Below are 14,909 nucleotides of genomic sequence, written 5' to 3'. Positions count from 1 at the left end.
GGCTCTCTTCGACTCGAACCACGTCGGTGGTTCTCACCCACCCTCTGTTCATAAATTTCAGACACAAAAAAGCCCCGAGGTTAAACGGGGCTGTTCTGTTTTGAATTCGATGGTGGTGGGGGGTGGATGATTCCCCTTCGGGCCGTTGCGAAAAAGCGCGCAACGTTGTCTTCGTTCGCAGGCTCTCTTCGACTCGAACCACGTCGGTGGTTCTCACCCACCCTCTGTTCATAAATTTCAGACACAAAAAAGCCCCGAGGTTAAACGGGGCTGTTCTGTTTTGAATTCGATGGTGGTGGGGGGTGGATTCGAACCACCGAAGCTCGCGCGTCAGATTTACAGTCTGATCCCTTTGGCCACTCGGGAACCCCACCACGAGGAGCGCGTATACTATTGATTTGTTGCGTCACTGTAAAGCGTAATGACAGATCTTTTTTCGCAGTGTGGGAGGTCTTTTTGATAATTATCAAAACTTATTGCGATTTCATTTTTAATTAAAAATTTTCTTATTTTTGAGTAATATTGTGAAGCGCTGATGGCACGGGCGTCTGGCCCATTTTTAGCGTTTGACTACACTCATAAAAGGCAAATTTCAAGTATTGTAATTAAGTTGTTTATAACTATATTTAGTGCCTAATGTTCGGGTGCGCACAACATGTAGTGTGCCAGATGAAGGCTCGGCCCCTGTTTCTGGCAGGCCAGAGTGAACATCAGGGAATCCGGGGCGCGTCAGGTGAGGTGGCTCCGTTCCCGCCGTTGAAAAGGTTCGGTTAAGAAACCTTCGTAAATCTGATTTATTTCAACTTGGGAAAGCGAAATGCAGGACATATTGGTAACGAAACGGGATGGTCGTCAGGAAAAACTGGACCTTGAAAAAATTCACCGAGTCGTTATCTGGGCCGCTCATGGCCTTCAGAATGTCTCAGTCTCACAGGTGGAGCTGAAAGCCCATATTCAGTTTTACGATGGTATAAAAACCGCCGATATTCATGAAACACTGATCAAGTCTGCTGCCGATCTTATCTCTGAAGATGCTCCGGACTATCAGTATCTGGCTGCTCGTCTGGCTATATTCCACCTGCGTAAGCGGGCTTTTGATAGCTTTGAACCACCACACCTTCTGACCCATGTGGCAAAGATGGTTGATGCCGGTCGTTATGATAAGCACCTGATAGAAGATTACTCGGAAGAGGAATTTAATCAGCTGAATGAATATCTCGACCATAGCCGGGACATGAACTTCAGCTATGTTGCCGTCAAGCAGCTTGAGGGTAAGTATCTGGTACAGAACCGGGTAACCCATGAGATCTATGAGAGCCCGCAGATCCTTTATATGCTGGTGGCGGCCTGTTTGTTTGCTAACTACCCGAAAGAGACCCGACTCGAGTACGTCAAGCGTTTTTATGATGCCTGTTCACTGTTTAAACTGTCGCTGCCAACGCCGATTATGGCGGGTGTCCGCACCCCGACCCGACAGTTCAGCTCCTGCGTGCTGATCGAATCAGGTGACTCGCTGGACTCTATCAATGCTACAGCCAGCGCGATTGTGAAATATGTCAGCCAGCGGGCGGGTATTGGTATCAACGCCGGACGGATCCGTGCATTGGGCAGCCCTATCCGGGGCGGCGAAGCATTCCATACCGGTTGTATTCCGTTCTATAAGTATTTCCAGACCGCCGTAAAGTCCTGCTCTCAGGGTGGTGTTCGTGGTGGTGCTGCAACACTGTTCTATCCTTTGTGGCATCTGGAAGTTGAATCTCTGCTGGTATTAAAGAATAACCGCGGCGTAGAAGAAAACCGCGTACGCCATCTGGATTATGGGGTGCAACTGAATAAGCTGATGTATACCCGCCTGATTAAGGGGGGCGATATCACTCTGTTCAGTCCCCATGAGGTGCCGGGCCTGTACGATGCCTTCTTTGCTGATCAGGATGAGTTTGAGCGTCTCTATGTTCAGTATGAGCAGGATGCCAGCATCCGTAAGAAAACCATCAAAGCGGTCGAACTGTTTGGTATTCTGGCGTCTGAACGCGCCTCTACCGGGCGAATCTATATTCAGAACGTCGATCACTGCAATACTCATAGTCCGTTTGATGCGAAGGTGGCGCCGGTTAAGCAGTCTAACCTCTGCCTGGAGATTGCGCTGCCAACCAAACCGCTCAACGATGTTAACGATCCTGAAGGTGAGATCGCCCTTTGTACTCTGTCGGCGTTCAATCTGGGTGCACTGGAAAATCTGGATGAGCTGGAGAATCTGGCAGATCTGATTGTACGGGCGCTGGATAGTTTGCTGGATTATCAGGATTACCCGATTGAAGCAGCGCGTACCGCTTCCATGAATCGTCGTACGCTGGGTGTGGGTGTCACCAACTTTGCCTACTATCTGGCGAAAAACGGCGTCCGTTACTCCGATGGCTCTGCTAACGGCCTGGTACACAAAACCTTTGAAGCGATTCAGTATTACCTGCTTAAAGCGTCCAATCAGCTGGCGAAAGAGCAGGGGCCTTGTAAGTTGTTTAGTGAAACCAATTACGCCAAAGGGATTTTGCCAACCGATACTTACAAACGTGAAGTGGATGAGTTCTGTGATGAGCCGCTGCACTATTTCTGGGAAACACTGCGTGAAGATATCCGCGAGTTTGGTTTGCGTAACAGCACACTGACAGCGCTGATGCCATGTGAAACCTCCTCTCAGATCACTAACTCAACCAATGGTATTGAGCCTCCACGGGGTTATGTCAGCGTCAAAGCGAGCAAAGATGGCGTTATGAAGCAGGTGGTACCGGAGTATGCTGAGCTGAAAGATGATTACGAGCTGCTATGGCAGATTCCTACCAATGAGGGGTATCTGCAGCTGGTGGGCATTATGCAGAAGTTTGTTGATCAGTCTATCTCAGCTAATACTAACTATGATCCCACAAAATTCCCCGGTGATAAGGTGCCGATGAAACAGCTCCTTAAAGACCTGCTGACCGCATACAAGTATGGCGTTAAAACCCTCTATTATCATAACACCCGCGATGGAGCCACCGACCAGCATGAAGATATGAGTGGTTGTGAGAGTGGTGCCTGCAAGCTCTGACCGCTTGCAGCACTGACTGTGTAATGGATTTCAGGCCGCTGGCACAATGCCATCGGCTAGCCGTTTTGACCTCCCTGTAATCAGGGTAAGAGTATTAATGCAATATGCTATATTCAACGTTTGATCCGACTTTCAACGATGCCACCAAAGAGCCGATGTTTTTCGGCCACAACGTCAACGTTGCCCGCTATGATAAGCAAAAATACCCCATTCTTGAGAAGCTGATTGAAAAGCAGCTGTCATTTTTCTGGCGTCCGGAAGAGGTGGATCTGTCGACCGACCGTAAAGACTTTATGGCGATGCCAGAGCATGAGAAGCATATTTTTCTCAGCAACCTTAAGTATCAGACACTTCTGGATTCGGTGCAGGGGCGTTCACCCAATATCGCGTTTCTGCCGATTGTTTCGCTACCCGAGCTGGAAACCTGGCTGGAAACCTGGTCTTTCAGTGAGACGATACACAGCCGCTCTTATACCCATATTATCCGTAATATACTGACTGAACCCTCCGAAGTGTTTGACGCGATCGTCACCAATGAGGAGATCGTCAAGCGGGCCCGTAGCGTCACCCGTCTGTACGATGAGCTGATCGAATTAACCAACATCTACATGATTCAGGGGCCTGGTGAGCATACCATTGGCGGGGAAACATACGATGTCAGTATGCATAACCTGAAAACCAAGCTCTATCTGACCCTGGTATCCGTCAATGTGTTGGAGGCGATCCGTTTCTATGTCAGCTTTGCCTGCTCATTCGCCTTTGCAGAGCGGGCAATCATGGAAGGCAATGCCAAGATTATTAAGCTGATCGCCCGGGATGAGGCACTACACCTCACCGGTACTCAGTTTATGCTCAATATGCTGGCGTCCGGAGCTGATGATCCGGATTTTAAGCAGATAGCCAGGGAGTGCCAACCTCAGGTTTATGAAATATTCCGTGAAGCAGCCGAGCAGGAAAAAGAGTGGGCCAGCTATCTTTTCAAAGATGGTTCGATGATCGGTCTGAATGCGCGCATCCTGTCAGATTACGTCGAATATATTACCAATGTACGGATGAAAGCGCTTAATCTGGAAGAGATCTTTCCTGCAAAACAGAACCCGCTACCATGGATGAACGCTTGGCTGGTCAGCGACAACGTTCAGGTTGCACCGCAGGAAGCAGAGATTAGCTCGTATCTGGTGGGAGCAATCGATAATGAAATGGGTGAAGACGACTTCGACGGTTTCGACCTCTAAGGAACGGGTCATGTCTGGTATACCAAGAATTAAGGTCAACAATTACAGTACCTTCTATTATCAATATGAGTACTCACTGCTGGATGCTATGGAGGCACAGGATATTCCTGCGCCCTATAACTGTCGCGGTGGCTATTGCGGTTGCTGCCGGGTGCGCTTGATTGATGGAGATGTCGAAGAGGTTCAGGATGCTCTCTATGATACCGTTGGCGATGAAATTCTGGCCTGTTGTACAAAGCCGGTATCCCATGTCGAGATAGAAATTCCAGACGAGTAAGGCTCTGGAACCGATCCACTAAGCTCGCTGGCCTGAGTTATTTTTCCACACTGCCGGGCGTTGCCCGGTAAGTCATTGTCAAGCTTTTTCAGAAAGTTCTTAACAGCTTAAAAAGCAGTCATCTTTACTGTGGATTGTGCGTTGCACAAGTTTGATAATAAAACAGTTGTTTTTCTATAACTTATTGAAAATAAAAAGAGTTATTCCTATCTGGTGTTTTTGTAAGCAATTAGCTGAAGACCCCATATTATCGCTTTTACAGCCACTTACTAAAAAGTAACCCACCGAGTTATCCACAGAATCTGTGTATTACAAGACGCAGACTGAATTGTATGCCATAGAGCCGCGTTAACGGGGATTAAACTCTCTTCTGAACTTAACGCTAAACTCAGATAGAATAGGCATTCCTAATGACCAGACAGGGTTTCAGGCTCAGCATTGATGAACAGAAAGAAAAAGATAAACAGTATATTGAAAAAGCGTGCAAAAAAAGCCAACGCAAAACTTCATGTATCGACAAAGCCCCGTTATATCTCTAAGGATGAACGTGCCAGAATAGCCCTGCAGGAGGCAGAACAATGACGGCAGGACAGAAGAACAATCCGTTGCATGGCATCACCCTGCAGCAGATTGTGACTGACCTGGAAGCTGAATATGGCTGGCAGGAGCTGGGGCAACGAATCAATATCCGCTGTTTCCAGAGTGATCCCAGTATTAAATCCAGCCTGAAGTTTTTACGTAAAACCCCCTGGGCGAGAGAGAAAGTGGAGCAGTTGTGGATACAGTCGCAGGCCCGCAAGACGGTCTGGTCCCGGCCCGGATAAAAACACTTATGCCAAGCTGTTCTTATTGAAACTCTACATTAATCTTTTCTTATCCCTCGACTCTATTCGGTTTAGCGGTTACTTCGATGGAACCCTTACTATATCTGGTTTTTAACCAGACCCTTAATTACCCTGCGATCTGAACAATGTTCATGGCGATGATGCTGTGATCACTGTTTATACAGAACAACAAGCCTTGCTGATTACCTGAGATATTTACTGCGTAAACGCAATTTAGACGATAGATACCGGTGGCGTTGCCTCTATTTCATTGTCAGCAAAATGATACAAAAAAATGTGTTAGTAACTACTTTCAATATAGGTCGCTAAGTTACAGCTTTAATCAGATTGCAATATTTAATTCACAGCAAACTGAACAAATGCTGCGGGCCATTTGAAAAATACTTAGAAGTATTGATAAATCCCTATTGAATTACATAAGTTATTGAAATCAATAGGGTAAAATTTTTGTGTCGTTTATGTGAACGATTTGTTTCGGGGCCAATAACCACGGGTGTTTTAGCCAACTACCCCAATAATACTCACAGTTTTATCCACAGAATCTGTGTACAACTCAGGCGGTTGATAACCGTGTTTCAGTCTGTCAGATACGCTTTGAGTGACGCCGAAAAATGACAGTTATATGAAAGGAAACAGGTTAGTTGACTTGCGATGACTCCGGTCAATTTCTACACTCCTAAAACCTATTACAGTTCACCCGTTACCGATGAACCCGGCTTGTCTGCAATAGATGTCGGAGGGGCTATGCAAGTGACCAATGAAGATACACCTGAAGCTGTTCGCTGGATCAATGAGCAGTTCGATTGCAATGGCCGGTTTCCGGCACGTTGTGCTCTGTATGAAACCACCAACTACGGTATAACGCTTCAGCATGTGAAGGCCTACAAGGAGTGGAGTAAAACCCCCTCTACCTGCGATGCTGTTAACGGATGGGTGCATGACTGGCTCAGTGCTGATGAGATCGCTCAGTTGCGGGGATGCTGTGGGAAATCAGGCTCAGGGGGTATCCTCCGATCAGGGAGGAGACAGCAAAATGGCTGAAAACAGATAAAGGCTGCGCCGATTGTTAGTCAAGCTTCGCTTTATATTCACACAGGTCTTCTATCAGGCAGGAGCCACAGCGGGGCTTCCGGGCAACACAGGTGTAACGGCCGTGGAGAATAAGCCAGTGATGGGCATCGATCAGAAACTCTTTAGGGACAAAACGCATCAGCTTTTTTTCGACCTCAAGAACTGTTTTACCCGGTGCTATTCTGGTGCGGTTGGACACCCTGAAAATGTGGGTATCCACCGCCATTGCGGGCTGACCAAAGGCGGTGTTCAGGACAACGTTAGCGGTCTTTCGACCTACACCTGGCAGTGCTTCCAGGGCCTCGCGGTTGTCGGGTACCCGGGAGTCGTGTTGCTCCATCAGAATTTTACAGGCCTTGATAATATTCTCAGCTTTAGCGTTATACAGGCCGATAGTCTTTATATACGCCTTTAACCCATCCACCCCCAGCGCGTAGATCGCTTCCGGAGTGTTGGCGACCGGAAACAGCTTACGGGTTGCTTTATTGACGCCGACATCGGTTGCCTGTGCAGAGAGTGTTACTGCAACCAAAAGCTCAAACGGATTGCTGTATTCCAACTCTGTGACCGGGTTGGGGTTGGCTTCCCGCAGACGGGAGAAAATTTCGTGGCGTTTAGCGGCGTTCATAAATTCTGGCAGACTGGCATTTGTTGAGAGGGGAGTATGTTAACGGGGAGCGGTCCCCGGGGCAACAGCAACGGGAGTTCTGTCAATGCTGCTGTGTGTTGAATCAGACGTGTAATGGGATAGATAATTCCCCGATAGCGCTTTGGTGTTATAGCAATCAACTGCTAAACAGAGCTATAGTTCAGGGTAGTGTTACAGAATTATTTAATAGCCCATAGGCTTATATATGGCGTGTTCAAATGGTTAGTGATCTGCCTTTGCCTGACGAGAAGAAACTGTTGATTATCTACCGGGTAGAATCAGGCTGTCTGGGACCTGACGGTGCGAAGCTTGTCGATCGGTTCTGTGAATTTGCCCAGAAGAAGTTTGCATCGGAGTATTCAGGGATTATTCGCTGGAATATCCTGCCGAGAAACAGTAAAACACTTCCCGAAATAGAATATAATGTATTGGGTAAGAAGATAACGCACTCACAGGCTGAACGCTACCTGTTGTTCTTTGATAAAAGCCTTGAAGGACTCGAGGGCTACCTGAGTGAGCGTATTGCTAAATATATTGAGGCATTTATGAGTCGTTCCTGATCACTCAGTCGTTTAGCCTCTGGCATTTTACCTCATAGTATAGCCGCATGATTAAATGGTATCGGTCAGTCATACCAGTCACCCTTTTGGAATCACAATGAAAAAGACGTTTCACTTAACGCATCCCAAGCTCACCGTTCCAAGACGAGTCGATGCTATTAAGCACGAAGTTAAAAAATATTTAAAAAGAGAGCGTAATAAGACGCTACCTGAGAATGCTGATTTTTGGGATTTTGATTGTCGCTTCGGCCTGGATGAAGCCAGTAGCGAACCGGTTCATCTGGCTGAGATCAATAAAAAAATCTCTGACGTTGAAGCCAGTCAGCAAGACTCATTTTATTTAGAGATTCTGGCAAAGCCCGGTTTTCGCAGTAAAAATCACGAGTGAGCGTAATCACCGGTCAGAAAATCAAAAAAAGCGACATTGAGTCGCTTTTTTTTTTGATGTTTATAACTGCCAGGAAGCTGTTTTATTATCACTGTATGATGCGCAACTGCATAGGCTCACAGAGGCTACGAAATATTTCCCGTTACCCGGACACGGCGGGATTCGCCACTGGGTTCAACGGGAGTGGCAGGCTGTTTGCGGCGCTCCTCCAGACGTTTATCAATAATGTTTTTCAGGGCGATTAACAGCCCCATACCGACAAATGCCCCTGGTGGCAGGATGGCAAACAGGAAACCGACATAGTCATCCAGAATCACAAGCTTCCAGCTTTCTGCCGCCGGGCCGAACAGCAGCTGCATATCGCTGAACAGGGTGCCCAGTCCCAGTATTTCACGCATACCGCCGAGCACCACCAGTACAGAGGTAAAACCAAGGCCCATCATCGCGCCATCCAGCAGGGATGCGCCGACCGGATTTTTAATGGCGAAAGCGTCGGCCCGGCCCATGATGGCGCAGTTGGTCACGATCAGCGGGATAAAGATGCCAAGGATGGTGTACAGCTCATAAGTAAATGCCTGCATCAGCAGTTCAATACAGGTAACGAATGAGGCGATAATCATGACAAATACCGGCAGGCGTACCGATTCCGGAATAAATTTGCGGAACATTGAGATAGAGAGGTTGGAGCCCATCAGCACAATGGTGCTGGCCAGCCCCAGCCCTATAGCATTGACCACGGTGCCGGTGACTGCCAGGAGCGGGCAGAGGCCAAGCAGTTGCACCAGTGCCGGGTTGTTGTCCCAGAGCCCGTCGAGGGTAATTTTACGGTAATCATTGGCCATATTATTCAGCTCCCGCCGCTGTGGCGTTCAGGTCTGACCGGGTTTCAAGCAGTGCAGTTTTGTGTTCACGAAAATAGTGAATTGCCCGGGCAGTTGCGTTAACCACTGCTCGGGGGGTGATGGTCGCTCCGGTAAACTGATCGAAGCGTCCGCCATCTTTTTTCACCGCCCAGGTCGGGTCATCATCCCCTTCATAACGCTGGCCGTCAAAGCTGAGTAGCCAGCGAGACTTTTTCAGTTCGACCTTATCGCCCAGCCCCGGGGTTTCCTTATGGGCAAGGACCCGGACACCGGCGACGGATTCATCCGCATTGATGCCCACAATCATATTGATGTTGCCGGTGTAACCATCGGGTGCTGTCACCGGGATGATCACCGTGACCACCTGCCCATTACGGCGGCCCCGGAATGCTTCAACGGGCTGATTGCTGGCGGTCAGGGCTGGATCGTTGATCTCAACGGTATCTTCCAGCAGGTTATTATCAATACTCTCTTTCGGAATGATCTGATAGAGGGCTTTTGCCCGTGCTTCCCGCTCATTGATCTCTATCTGCGATTTGGTCGACACCTGAGTCAGTGCGATGGCGCCAGAAGTGATGACGGCAAAGATGCTCAGTCCCAGAGCGCTGTTACGGATAGCAGTCAACATCTCCATTACTTCATCCCCCGGTTGGGTTTTGCATGGCCGTAGCTGCGGGGCTGAGTGTACTGATCGATAAAGGGTGCGCAGAGATTCATCAGCAGGACCGCGAAGGCGACCGAATCCGGGTAGTTACCCCAGCTGCGGATAACAAATATCAGCAGGCCGATGCCGGCACCAAACCAGAGTTTGCCTCTGTTGCTGGTGGCTGACGTGACCGGGTCGGTCGCGATATAGAACGCTCCCAGCATGGTCGCTCCGGCCGTCAGGTGGAAGAAGGGATCAGGGAACTGGTCCGGCATCAGCAGGTAAAACAGAGTGGATATAATCGTCAGGCTTCCCAGCATTGCCACCGGGGTATGCCAGGTGAAGATCTTTTTGTACAGCAGAAAGACACCACCCATGAAATAGGCGGCACTGACCGCATGCCAGGCCCCGATGCCGTTGGCCAATAGTGCATTTTCAACCCACATCTCTTCAGTGGTGAATCCCCCCCGGTGACGCATAATATCCAGCGGTGTCGCCATCGTGTGAGCATCAACTGCCGTGCCTGCACTACCAAAAATGGCACCCAGTGTCTCTCCCAGAGAGAGCACTGACCAGCCCTCACCGGTCATAACAAACGGTGCTGCCCAGTTGGTCATCTGCACCGGAAACGATACTAACAGCAGGGCGTAGGCGACCATAGCAGGATTAAACGGGTTATTGCCCATACCACCATACAGTTGCTTGGCAATGACAATTGCAACGATGATGCCCACCGTCATCACCCACCAGGGGGCAAACGGAGGCAGCGCCAGTCCCAGCAGTACCGCCGTAACAACGGCACTGTAGTCGGTCAGGTAGAAACTGACAGGTCGCTTACGCAGTCTGACAATCGCAGCCTCCATGGCCACGGCCAGCAAGGTTCCCCAGATTATCTGAATCAGGGAGCCCCAGCCAAAAAAGAAGGTTAGTGCAGCCAGCCCGGGGAGGGTTGCGATCAGCACCGTTAGCATCACGTTGCCGGTGCTGCCGGCGCGGTGGGCGTGGGGTGATGTGATTCGGATCAGTGCCATTCTATGTACTCAGGTCTGCCGCTTTATTGAATAGAAACGGGTTATTAGCGACGTTTCTGTCAACGTCTGGTTAATAATGGTTCAATGTTATTCTGAAAAACGTTCCAGCGTCGAATTCAGTTTTTCTGCCTTAGCCCGGGCTGCCAGAAGTTCCTCTTCAAGCGTTTGCTTAAGATCGTGCTCCGCTTTACTCAGTGCCCGCTCAGCCTTGGTGACTGCCGCTCGCGCCATTGCCGCATCGATCTTAAGTTGTTTCAGGTCGATACCCTGTTGCGCTGCGGCGGCGGCTTTTTCCGCTTCGGCTGCATCAAACAGCGCCTGCGCGGCATCATGGCGGGCTCGCAGTTCAGCTATTTCAGCTTCCAGAGCGGGGTCTTTCTCTCCCTCTGCCAGTTCAGCCTGCTGTTTTTCCGCCTTTTTCAGCTTGGTGCGCATAATCGACACCTGCTGTTTCAGCTCTTTGATACTGACGCTCGCAGCTGTCCCGGAGTCTGACGTTGCTTTTGCTGTTGAGCCGGCCTTTATCTGTGCCAGCTCATCCTGCAGCGCTTTCAGCTTATCTTTCAGTTTTTCGACCCCGGCGGCCATCTTGTCGGCCGCCGGGCTGCCAGATTCAACCGCCGCCTTCCAGGCGTTCTCTGCTTTGTCGACTTTGGCCTGCATTGCCGCGATATCGGCTTCCAGCGCGGTACTGTCGACTGCCGTCGCCGGAGCTGGGGATGCTGAGGCGCGGATCGTTGCCAGCTCATCCTGCAGTGCTTTCAGCTTATCTTTCAGTTTCTCGACCCCTGCGGCCATCTTATCGGCAGCCGGACTGCCGGACTCTGCCGCGGTTTTCCAGGCACTCTCTGCTTTGTCGACTTTGCTCTGCAGTGCGGCGATATCCGCTTCCAGTTCAGTTGTATCAATACCGGGAGTTGTGGCCGGGCTGTTACCGTTTTCCGCTTCACTATAGGCTTTTTCAGCGGCGATGCTTTTGGCCTGTAGTTCAGCGACCTGAGCTTTCAGCGCATCGATATCAGCGTCACCGGTTTCCTGTGCCGCCGCCAGCTGCTTCTCCGCTTTCTTCAGTTTGGTACGCGCAATGGCGGCATGACTCTTCAGCTGTTTAATGTCGGTCACTGGTGCGCTTGGGGCTTGCTGCAAAGCCGGCGCACTCTGGGCATCAGCATAGGCTTTTTCCGCTTGCTCTGATTTAACCTGTAGTTGTTGCAGGGTGGCCTGCAGCGTCTCAATGCCGTCGAGGCCTTTTTCCTGAGCATTGGTCAGTGCTTTCTCCGCTTTTCTAAGCTTAGTGCGGGCGATGGCTGCATTGCTTTTCAGCTGTTTCAGGTCAGGAGCGGAGGCCGCAGCAGGGCGGTTGTCAGCGGATGATGAGGTGATGTTCAGCGCGGCATCTTTTTTCGCCGCCTGCGCTGCAGCGGCTTCAATTGCGCGCTGTTTACGACGTTCCTCTTTCTCTATTTTTTCCCGCTCAAGACGTTCTAAGCGGGCTTCAAAACGGATCCTGGCATGGTCGGCTTTACGCTGTTCCTCATCCTCTTTGCGGATCTCCGCCTTAGCAAAGCGGTAATATTGCACCAGTGGAATATTGCTTGGACAGACGTATGAGCAGGCGCCACATTCAATACAATCGAACAGGTTATGATGGCGGGCTTTCTCAAACTCTTTGCCTTTAGCAAACCAGTGCAGCTGTTGCGGCAGCAGCTCTGCCGGGCATACCTGCTCGCACATGCCACAGCGGATGCAGGCTTGTGCCGGGGGTTGTGGGGGCATCTCCCCGATGGTGCCTGCGATCAGACAGTTGGTGGTTTTAATCACCGGAATCTGCTCATTGATCACTGTGATACCCATCATCGGGCCCCCGACAATCAGGCGATGCATCTGTTCGCGTCTCACTTCAGAGTGATCCAGCAGATCCGCGAAACGGGTGCCTATACGTACCTCATAGTTCTGCTTGTGGCCAGCCGCCTGGCCGGTCACTGTGACGATACGTGAAATCAGAGGTTCGCCATGGATAACCGCCCGGTAGATTGCAGTGGTGGTACCGATATTCTGGCACACAATACCGACATCTGCCGGAATTCTGCCGCTGGGGACCTCTATCCCGGTTAGCAGCTTGATCAGTTGTTTTTCACCTCCGGAGGGGTATTTGGTAGGGGTGATAACGATATCGAGATTGAGGGGACTGTTATCCAGGGCTGCATGCAGGGCACGGATGGCCTGGGGCTTGTTATCCTCAATACCGACCATAATATGCAGCGGTTTCAGCAGGTGTGCGATGATCTCAATACCGCCCAACACCTCGTCTGCCCGCTCCCGCATCAGCATATCATCTGCGGTGATGTAGGGTTCACACTCTGCGGCATTGATGATCAGAGTGTTGACGATATGATCGTCGCCCAGATGCAGTTTTACATCGGTAGGAAAGCCAGCGCCACCCATACCGGCAACGCCCGCCCGACGGATATACTCGATCAGTTCCTGTTTTGGCAGTTGGGTGTAATCCTCCAGCCCCTGATGTTCAATCCACTCATCCCGGCCATCGGATTCAATGATCAGGCAGCCCGCTTCCATCCCCGACATATGCGGGACCGGATGGGGCTCTATCGCGACCACGGTACCGGAGATCGAGGCGTGAATATTAGCACTGATCCGTCCAACCGCTTCAGCAACCAACTGACCCTTTAAAACCCTGTCACCAACACTGACAACCGGTTCAGCGGGCAGACCGATATGCTGTTGCAACGGCAGTATCACCCGTGAAGGAAGCGGAGCTATTGCGATCGGGGCTCCGGTCGACTGTTTCTTATTTTCAGGGGGATGGATCCCGCCATGGAAGCTATGCACTTTGACTGTGTTTTTCATGCATCAGCCTCCAGTGCAATACCGGGGTGACGGTCCGTGGCGATCAGTTCAACACCGGATTTGGGTACTGGCCATTGCCAGCTGTTCAGTGTGGTTTCGATGGGTAGCATATCAATACAATCAACAGGACAGGGCTCGACACAGAGATCACAGCCGGTACATTCTGACACAATCACCGTGTGCATCTGTTTTGCCGCACCGAGGATAGCGTCAACCGGGCAGGCCTGAATACACTTGGTACAACCGATACACTCATCTTCGCGGATGTAGGCGACCTTTTTGATCTGCTCTTCGCCGTGTTCAGCGTCCAGCGGAATAGCCTCCACATCCAGCAGATCGGCCAGCGCTTCGATAGTGCCCTGACCGCCGGGAGGGCATTTGTTAATGGCCTCATCATTATTGACGATCGCTTCAGCATAGGGGCGACATCCCGGATGCCCGCACTGACCACACTGCGTCTGGGGCAGCAGAGAATCGACCTGGTCAACCAGAGGGTTGCCTTCGACCTTAAAGCGGATTGAGGAGTAGCCCAGCAGGATACCGAATACCAGGCCCAGTCCTAACAATACCAGCACGGCAATTAATACAGCGCTCACGGTAACTCCTTAAAACTGAACCAGACCGGTAAAACCGAGAAAGGCGAGTGACATCAGGCCCGCGGTCACCATGCCGATGGCGGTACCCTGGAATGGGCCCGGTACATCAGCCACAGTGATGCGCTCCCGCATAGCGGAAAACAGAATCAGTGCCAGGGAAAAACCTACCGCGGCACCAAACCCATAAGCGATCGACTCGATAAAGCCGTTCATCTTCTTGATATTTAACAGTGCCACACCCAGAACGGCACAGTTGGTGGTGATCAGGGGAAGAAAGATCCCCAGCAGTTTGTAGAGCAGGGGGCTGGTTTTTCGGACCACCATCTCGGTGAACTGCACCACCACTGCAATCACCAGTATAAAGGAGATGGTTTTGAGATAGGTCAGATCCAGCGGCGCCAGCAGGTAGGTGTATACGAGATAACTGCAAATCGATGAAAGGGTTAGCACAAAGGTGGTGGCCAGTGACATCCCCATCGCTGTTTCCAGTTTATTGGATACGCCCATAAAGGGGCACAGTCCGAGAAACTGAACCAGTACGAAGTTGTTTACCAGAACGGTGCTGATAATTATTAGCAGATAATCAGTCATAAGATTTGTTACATCATCACCGGTATCAGACTACCGGAACTGCCTTAAAATTAGAAAGTTCTAAAGTTTACCGATTTTGGAGGCTTTCCGGTATAGCTTTATGGTTGATGTGCCTCAATTTTTCTGCACCTGCGTCATAAAAAACGGACGGTCTGGCCGAAACGCCCGGCCGGCCCTCGCTGAATGACTGGCCGGGCCTGAACCAAA

General features: G+C 50.5%; 15 protein-coding genes, 1 tRNA gene and 1 other RNA gene. 8 read left to right on the top strand and 9 right to left on the bottom strand.

Annotated features, from left to right (window positions below):
• Positions 1-110 precede the first annotated feature (110 nt).
• Positions 111-238: non-coding RNA, RtT sRNA (locus JW499_RS11905), on the bottom strand.
• Between the two features lie 52 nt (positions 239-290).
• Positions 291-374, bottom strand: a tRNA-Tyr gene (locus JW499_RS11900).
• A 443-nt stretch (positions 375-817) separates the two neighbouring features.
• On the opposite strand from JW499_RS11900, the gene nrdA reads away from it, so the two are divergent.
• From nrdA to JW499_RS11870, 6 genes are all read left to right on the top strand, one after another.
• Positions 818-3,082: a class 1a ribonucleoside-diphosphate reductase subunit alpha gene (gene nrdA / locus JW499_RS11895; protein ID WP_205210811.1), complete on the top strand. Its 2,265-nt coding sequence runs from the start codon at positions 818-820 to the stop codon at positions 3,080-3,082.
• A gap of 104 nt (positions 3,083-3,186) precedes the next feature.
• On the top strand, positions 3,187-4,317 hold the full coding sequence (nrdB, locus tag JW499_RS11890; RefSeq protein ID WP_091360788.1) for a class Ia ribonucleoside-diphosphate reductase subunit beta: 1,131 nt from the start codon (positions 3,187-3,189) through the stop codon (positions 4,315-4,317).
• Between the two features lie 10 nt (positions 4,318-4,327).
• Positions 4,328-4,594, top strand: a complete 267-nt coding sequence (locus tag JW499_RS11885; RefSeq protein WP_205210810.1) for a 2Fe-2S iron-sulfur cluster-binding protein — start codon at positions 4,328-4,330, stop codon at positions 4,592-4,594.
• 441 nt (positions 4,595-5,035) lie between these two features.
• Entirely contained in the window at positions 5,036-5,176 is a 141-nt protein-coding gene (locus JW499_RS11880; RefSeq protein ID WP_205210809.1) for a DUF2986 domain-containing protein, read from the top strand.
• Positions 5,173-5,418 (top strand): VF530 family protein, encoded by a 246-nt coding sequence (locus tag JW499_RS11875; RefSeq protein ID WP_205210808.1) that lies wholly within the window; start codon positions 5,173-5,175, stop codon positions 5,416-5,418. The genes JW499_RS11880 and JW499_RS11875 overlap by 4 nt, the downstream gene beginning before the upstream one ends.
• Positions 5,419-6,090: 672 nt before the next feature.
• Complete coding sequence (locus JW499_RS11870; RefSeq protein ID WP_205210807.1) at positions 6,091-6,480, top strand: hypothetical protein; 390 nt, start codon at positions 6,091-6,093, stop codon at positions 6,478-6,480.
• A 25-nt stretch (positions 6,481-6,505) separates the two neighbouring features.
• Here JW499_RS11870 and nth read toward each other — a convergent pair whose 3' ends face one another.
• Positions 6,506-7,138, bottom strand: coding sequence for an endonuclease III (nth, locus tag JW499_RS11865; protein ID WP_205210806.1), 633 nt, complete (start codon positions 7,136-7,138; stop codon positions 6,506-6,508).
• Between the two features lie 239 nt (positions 7,139-7,377).
• Here nth and JW499_RS11860 point away from each other — a divergent pair, with 239 nt between their 5' ends.
• Complete coding sequence (locus JW499_RS11860; RefSeq protein WP_205210805.1) at positions 7,378-7,719, top strand: hypothetical protein; 342 nt, start codon at positions 7,378-7,380, stop codon at positions 7,717-7,719.
• 97 nt (positions 7,720-7,816) lie between these two features.
• Positions 7,817-8,107, top strand: coding sequence for a DUF6172 family protein (locus JW499_RS11855; RefSeq protein WP_205210804.1), 291 nt, complete (start codon positions 7,817-7,819; stop codon positions 8,105-8,107).
• A gap of 125 nt (positions 8,108-8,232) precedes the next feature.
• Here JW499_RS11855 and JW499_RS11850 read toward each other — a convergent pair whose 3' ends face one another.
• The 6 genes from JW499_RS11850 to rsxA form a co-directional block, all read right to left on the bottom strand.
• Positions 8,233-8,949 carry an electron transport complex subunit E gene (locus tag JW499_RS11850; protein WP_091360774.1) on the bottom strand — a complete coding sequence of 239 codons (717 nt, stop codon included), beginning with the start codon at positions 8,947-8,949 and terminating at the stop codon, positions 8,233-8,235.
• Between the two features lies 1 nt (position 8,950).
• The gene (gene rsxG / locus JW499_RS11845; protein ID WP_205210803.1) at positions 8,951-9,604 is read right to left on the bottom strand and encodes an electron transport complex subunit RsxG; all 654 of its coding nucleotides are present in this window, start codon (positions 9,602-9,604) and stop codon (positions 8,951-8,953) included.
• The gene (gene rsxD, locus JW499_RS11840; protein ID WP_205210802.1) at positions 9,604-10,647 is read right to left on the bottom strand and encodes an electron transport complex subunit RsxD; all 1,044 of its coding nucleotides are present in this window, start codon (positions 10,645-10,647) and stop codon (positions 9,604-9,606) included. The genes rsxG and rsxD overlap by 1 nt, the downstream gene beginning before the upstream one ends.
• Positions 10,648-10,734: 87 nt before the next feature.
• Positions 10,735-13,515, bottom strand: coding sequence for an electron transport complex subunit RsxC (gene rsxC / locus JW499_RS11835; RefSeq protein ID WP_205210801.1), 2,781 nt, complete (start codon positions 13,513-13,515; stop codon positions 10,735-10,737).
• On the bottom strand, positions 13,512-14,111 hold the full coding sequence (rsxB, locus tag JW499_RS11830; protein WP_205210800.1) for an electron transport complex subunit RsxB: 600 nt from the start codon (positions 14,109-14,111) through the stop codon (positions 13,512-13,514). The genes rsxC and rsxB overlap by 4 nt, the downstream gene beginning before the upstream one ends.
• Before the next feature lie 9 nt (positions 14,112-14,120).
• A complete protein-coding gene (gene rsxA, locus JW499_RS11825) occupies positions 14,121-14,702 on the bottom strand; it encodes an electron transport complex subunit RsxA (RefSeq protein ID WP_091360765.1) in 582 nt (193 codons plus the stop codon).
• Positions 14,703-14,909 lie beyond the last annotated feature (207 nt).

Source organism: Amphritea pacifica (genome assembly GCF_016924145.1).
Classification (GTDB): domain Bacteria; phylum Pseudomonadota; class Gammaproteobacteria; order Pseudomonadales; family Balneatricaceae; genus Amphritea; species Amphritea pacifica.
The sequence above is the reverse complement of the archived record's forward strand: the minus strand, read 5'-3'. Positions and strand labels throughout refer to the sequence as shown.

Bases quoted from the DNA above. Each gene is read 5' to 3' on its own strand.
- JW499_RS11880 (WP_205210809.1), top strand. From the start codon at position 5,036: ATGAACAGAAAGAAAAAGATAAACAGTATATTGAAAAAGCGTGCAAAA.
- nrdB (WP_091360788.1), top strand. From the start codon at position 3,187: ATGCTATATTCAACGTTTGATCCGACTTTCAACGATGCCACCAAAGAG.
- nth (WP_205210806.1), bottom strand. From the start codon at position 7,138: ATGAACGCCGCTAAACGCCACGAAATTTTCTCCCGTCTGCGGGAAGCC.
- JW499_RS11860 (WP_205210805.1), top strand. From the start codon at position 7,378: ATGGTTAGTGATCTGCCTTTGCCTGACGAGAAGAAACTGTTGATTATC.
- rsxG (WP_205210803.1), bottom strand. From the start codon at position 9,604: ATGGAGATGTTGACTGCTATCCGTAACAGCGCTCTGGGACTGAGCATC.
- JW499_RS11875 (WP_205210808.1), top strand. From the start codon at position 5,173: ATGACGGCAGGACAGAAGAACAATCCGTTGCATGGCATCACCCTGCAG.
- rsxD (WP_205210802.1), bottom strand. From the start codon at position 10,647: ATGGCACTGATCCGAATCACATCACCCCACGCCCACCGCGCCGGCAGC.
- JW499_RS11850 (WP_091360774.1), bottom strand. From the start codon at position 8,949: ATGGCCAATGATTACCGTAAAATTACCCTCGACGGGCTCTGGGACAAC.
- JW499_RS11855 (WP_205210804.1), top strand. From the start codon at position 7,817: ATGAAAAAGACGTTTCACTTAACGCATCCCAAGCTCACCGTTCCAAGA.
- JW499_RS11870 (WP_205210807.1), top strand. From the start codon at position 6,091: ATGACTCCGGTCAATTTCTACACTCCTAAAACCTATTACAGTTCACCC.
- rsxA (WP_091360765.1), bottom strand. From the start codon at position 14,702: ATGACTGATTATCTGCTAATAATTATCAGCACCGTTCTGGTAAACAAC.
- JW499_RS11885 (WP_205210810.1), top strand. From the start codon at position 4,328: ATGTCTGGTATACCAAGAATTAAGGTCAACAATTACAGTACCTTCTAT.
- nrdA (WP_205210811.1), top strand. From the start codon at position 818: ATGCAGGACATATTGGTAACGAAACGGGATGGTCGTCAGGAAAAACTG.
- rsxC (WP_205210801.1), bottom strand. From the start codon at position 13,515: ATGAAAAACACAGTCAAAGTGCATAGCTTCCATGGCGGGATCCATCCC.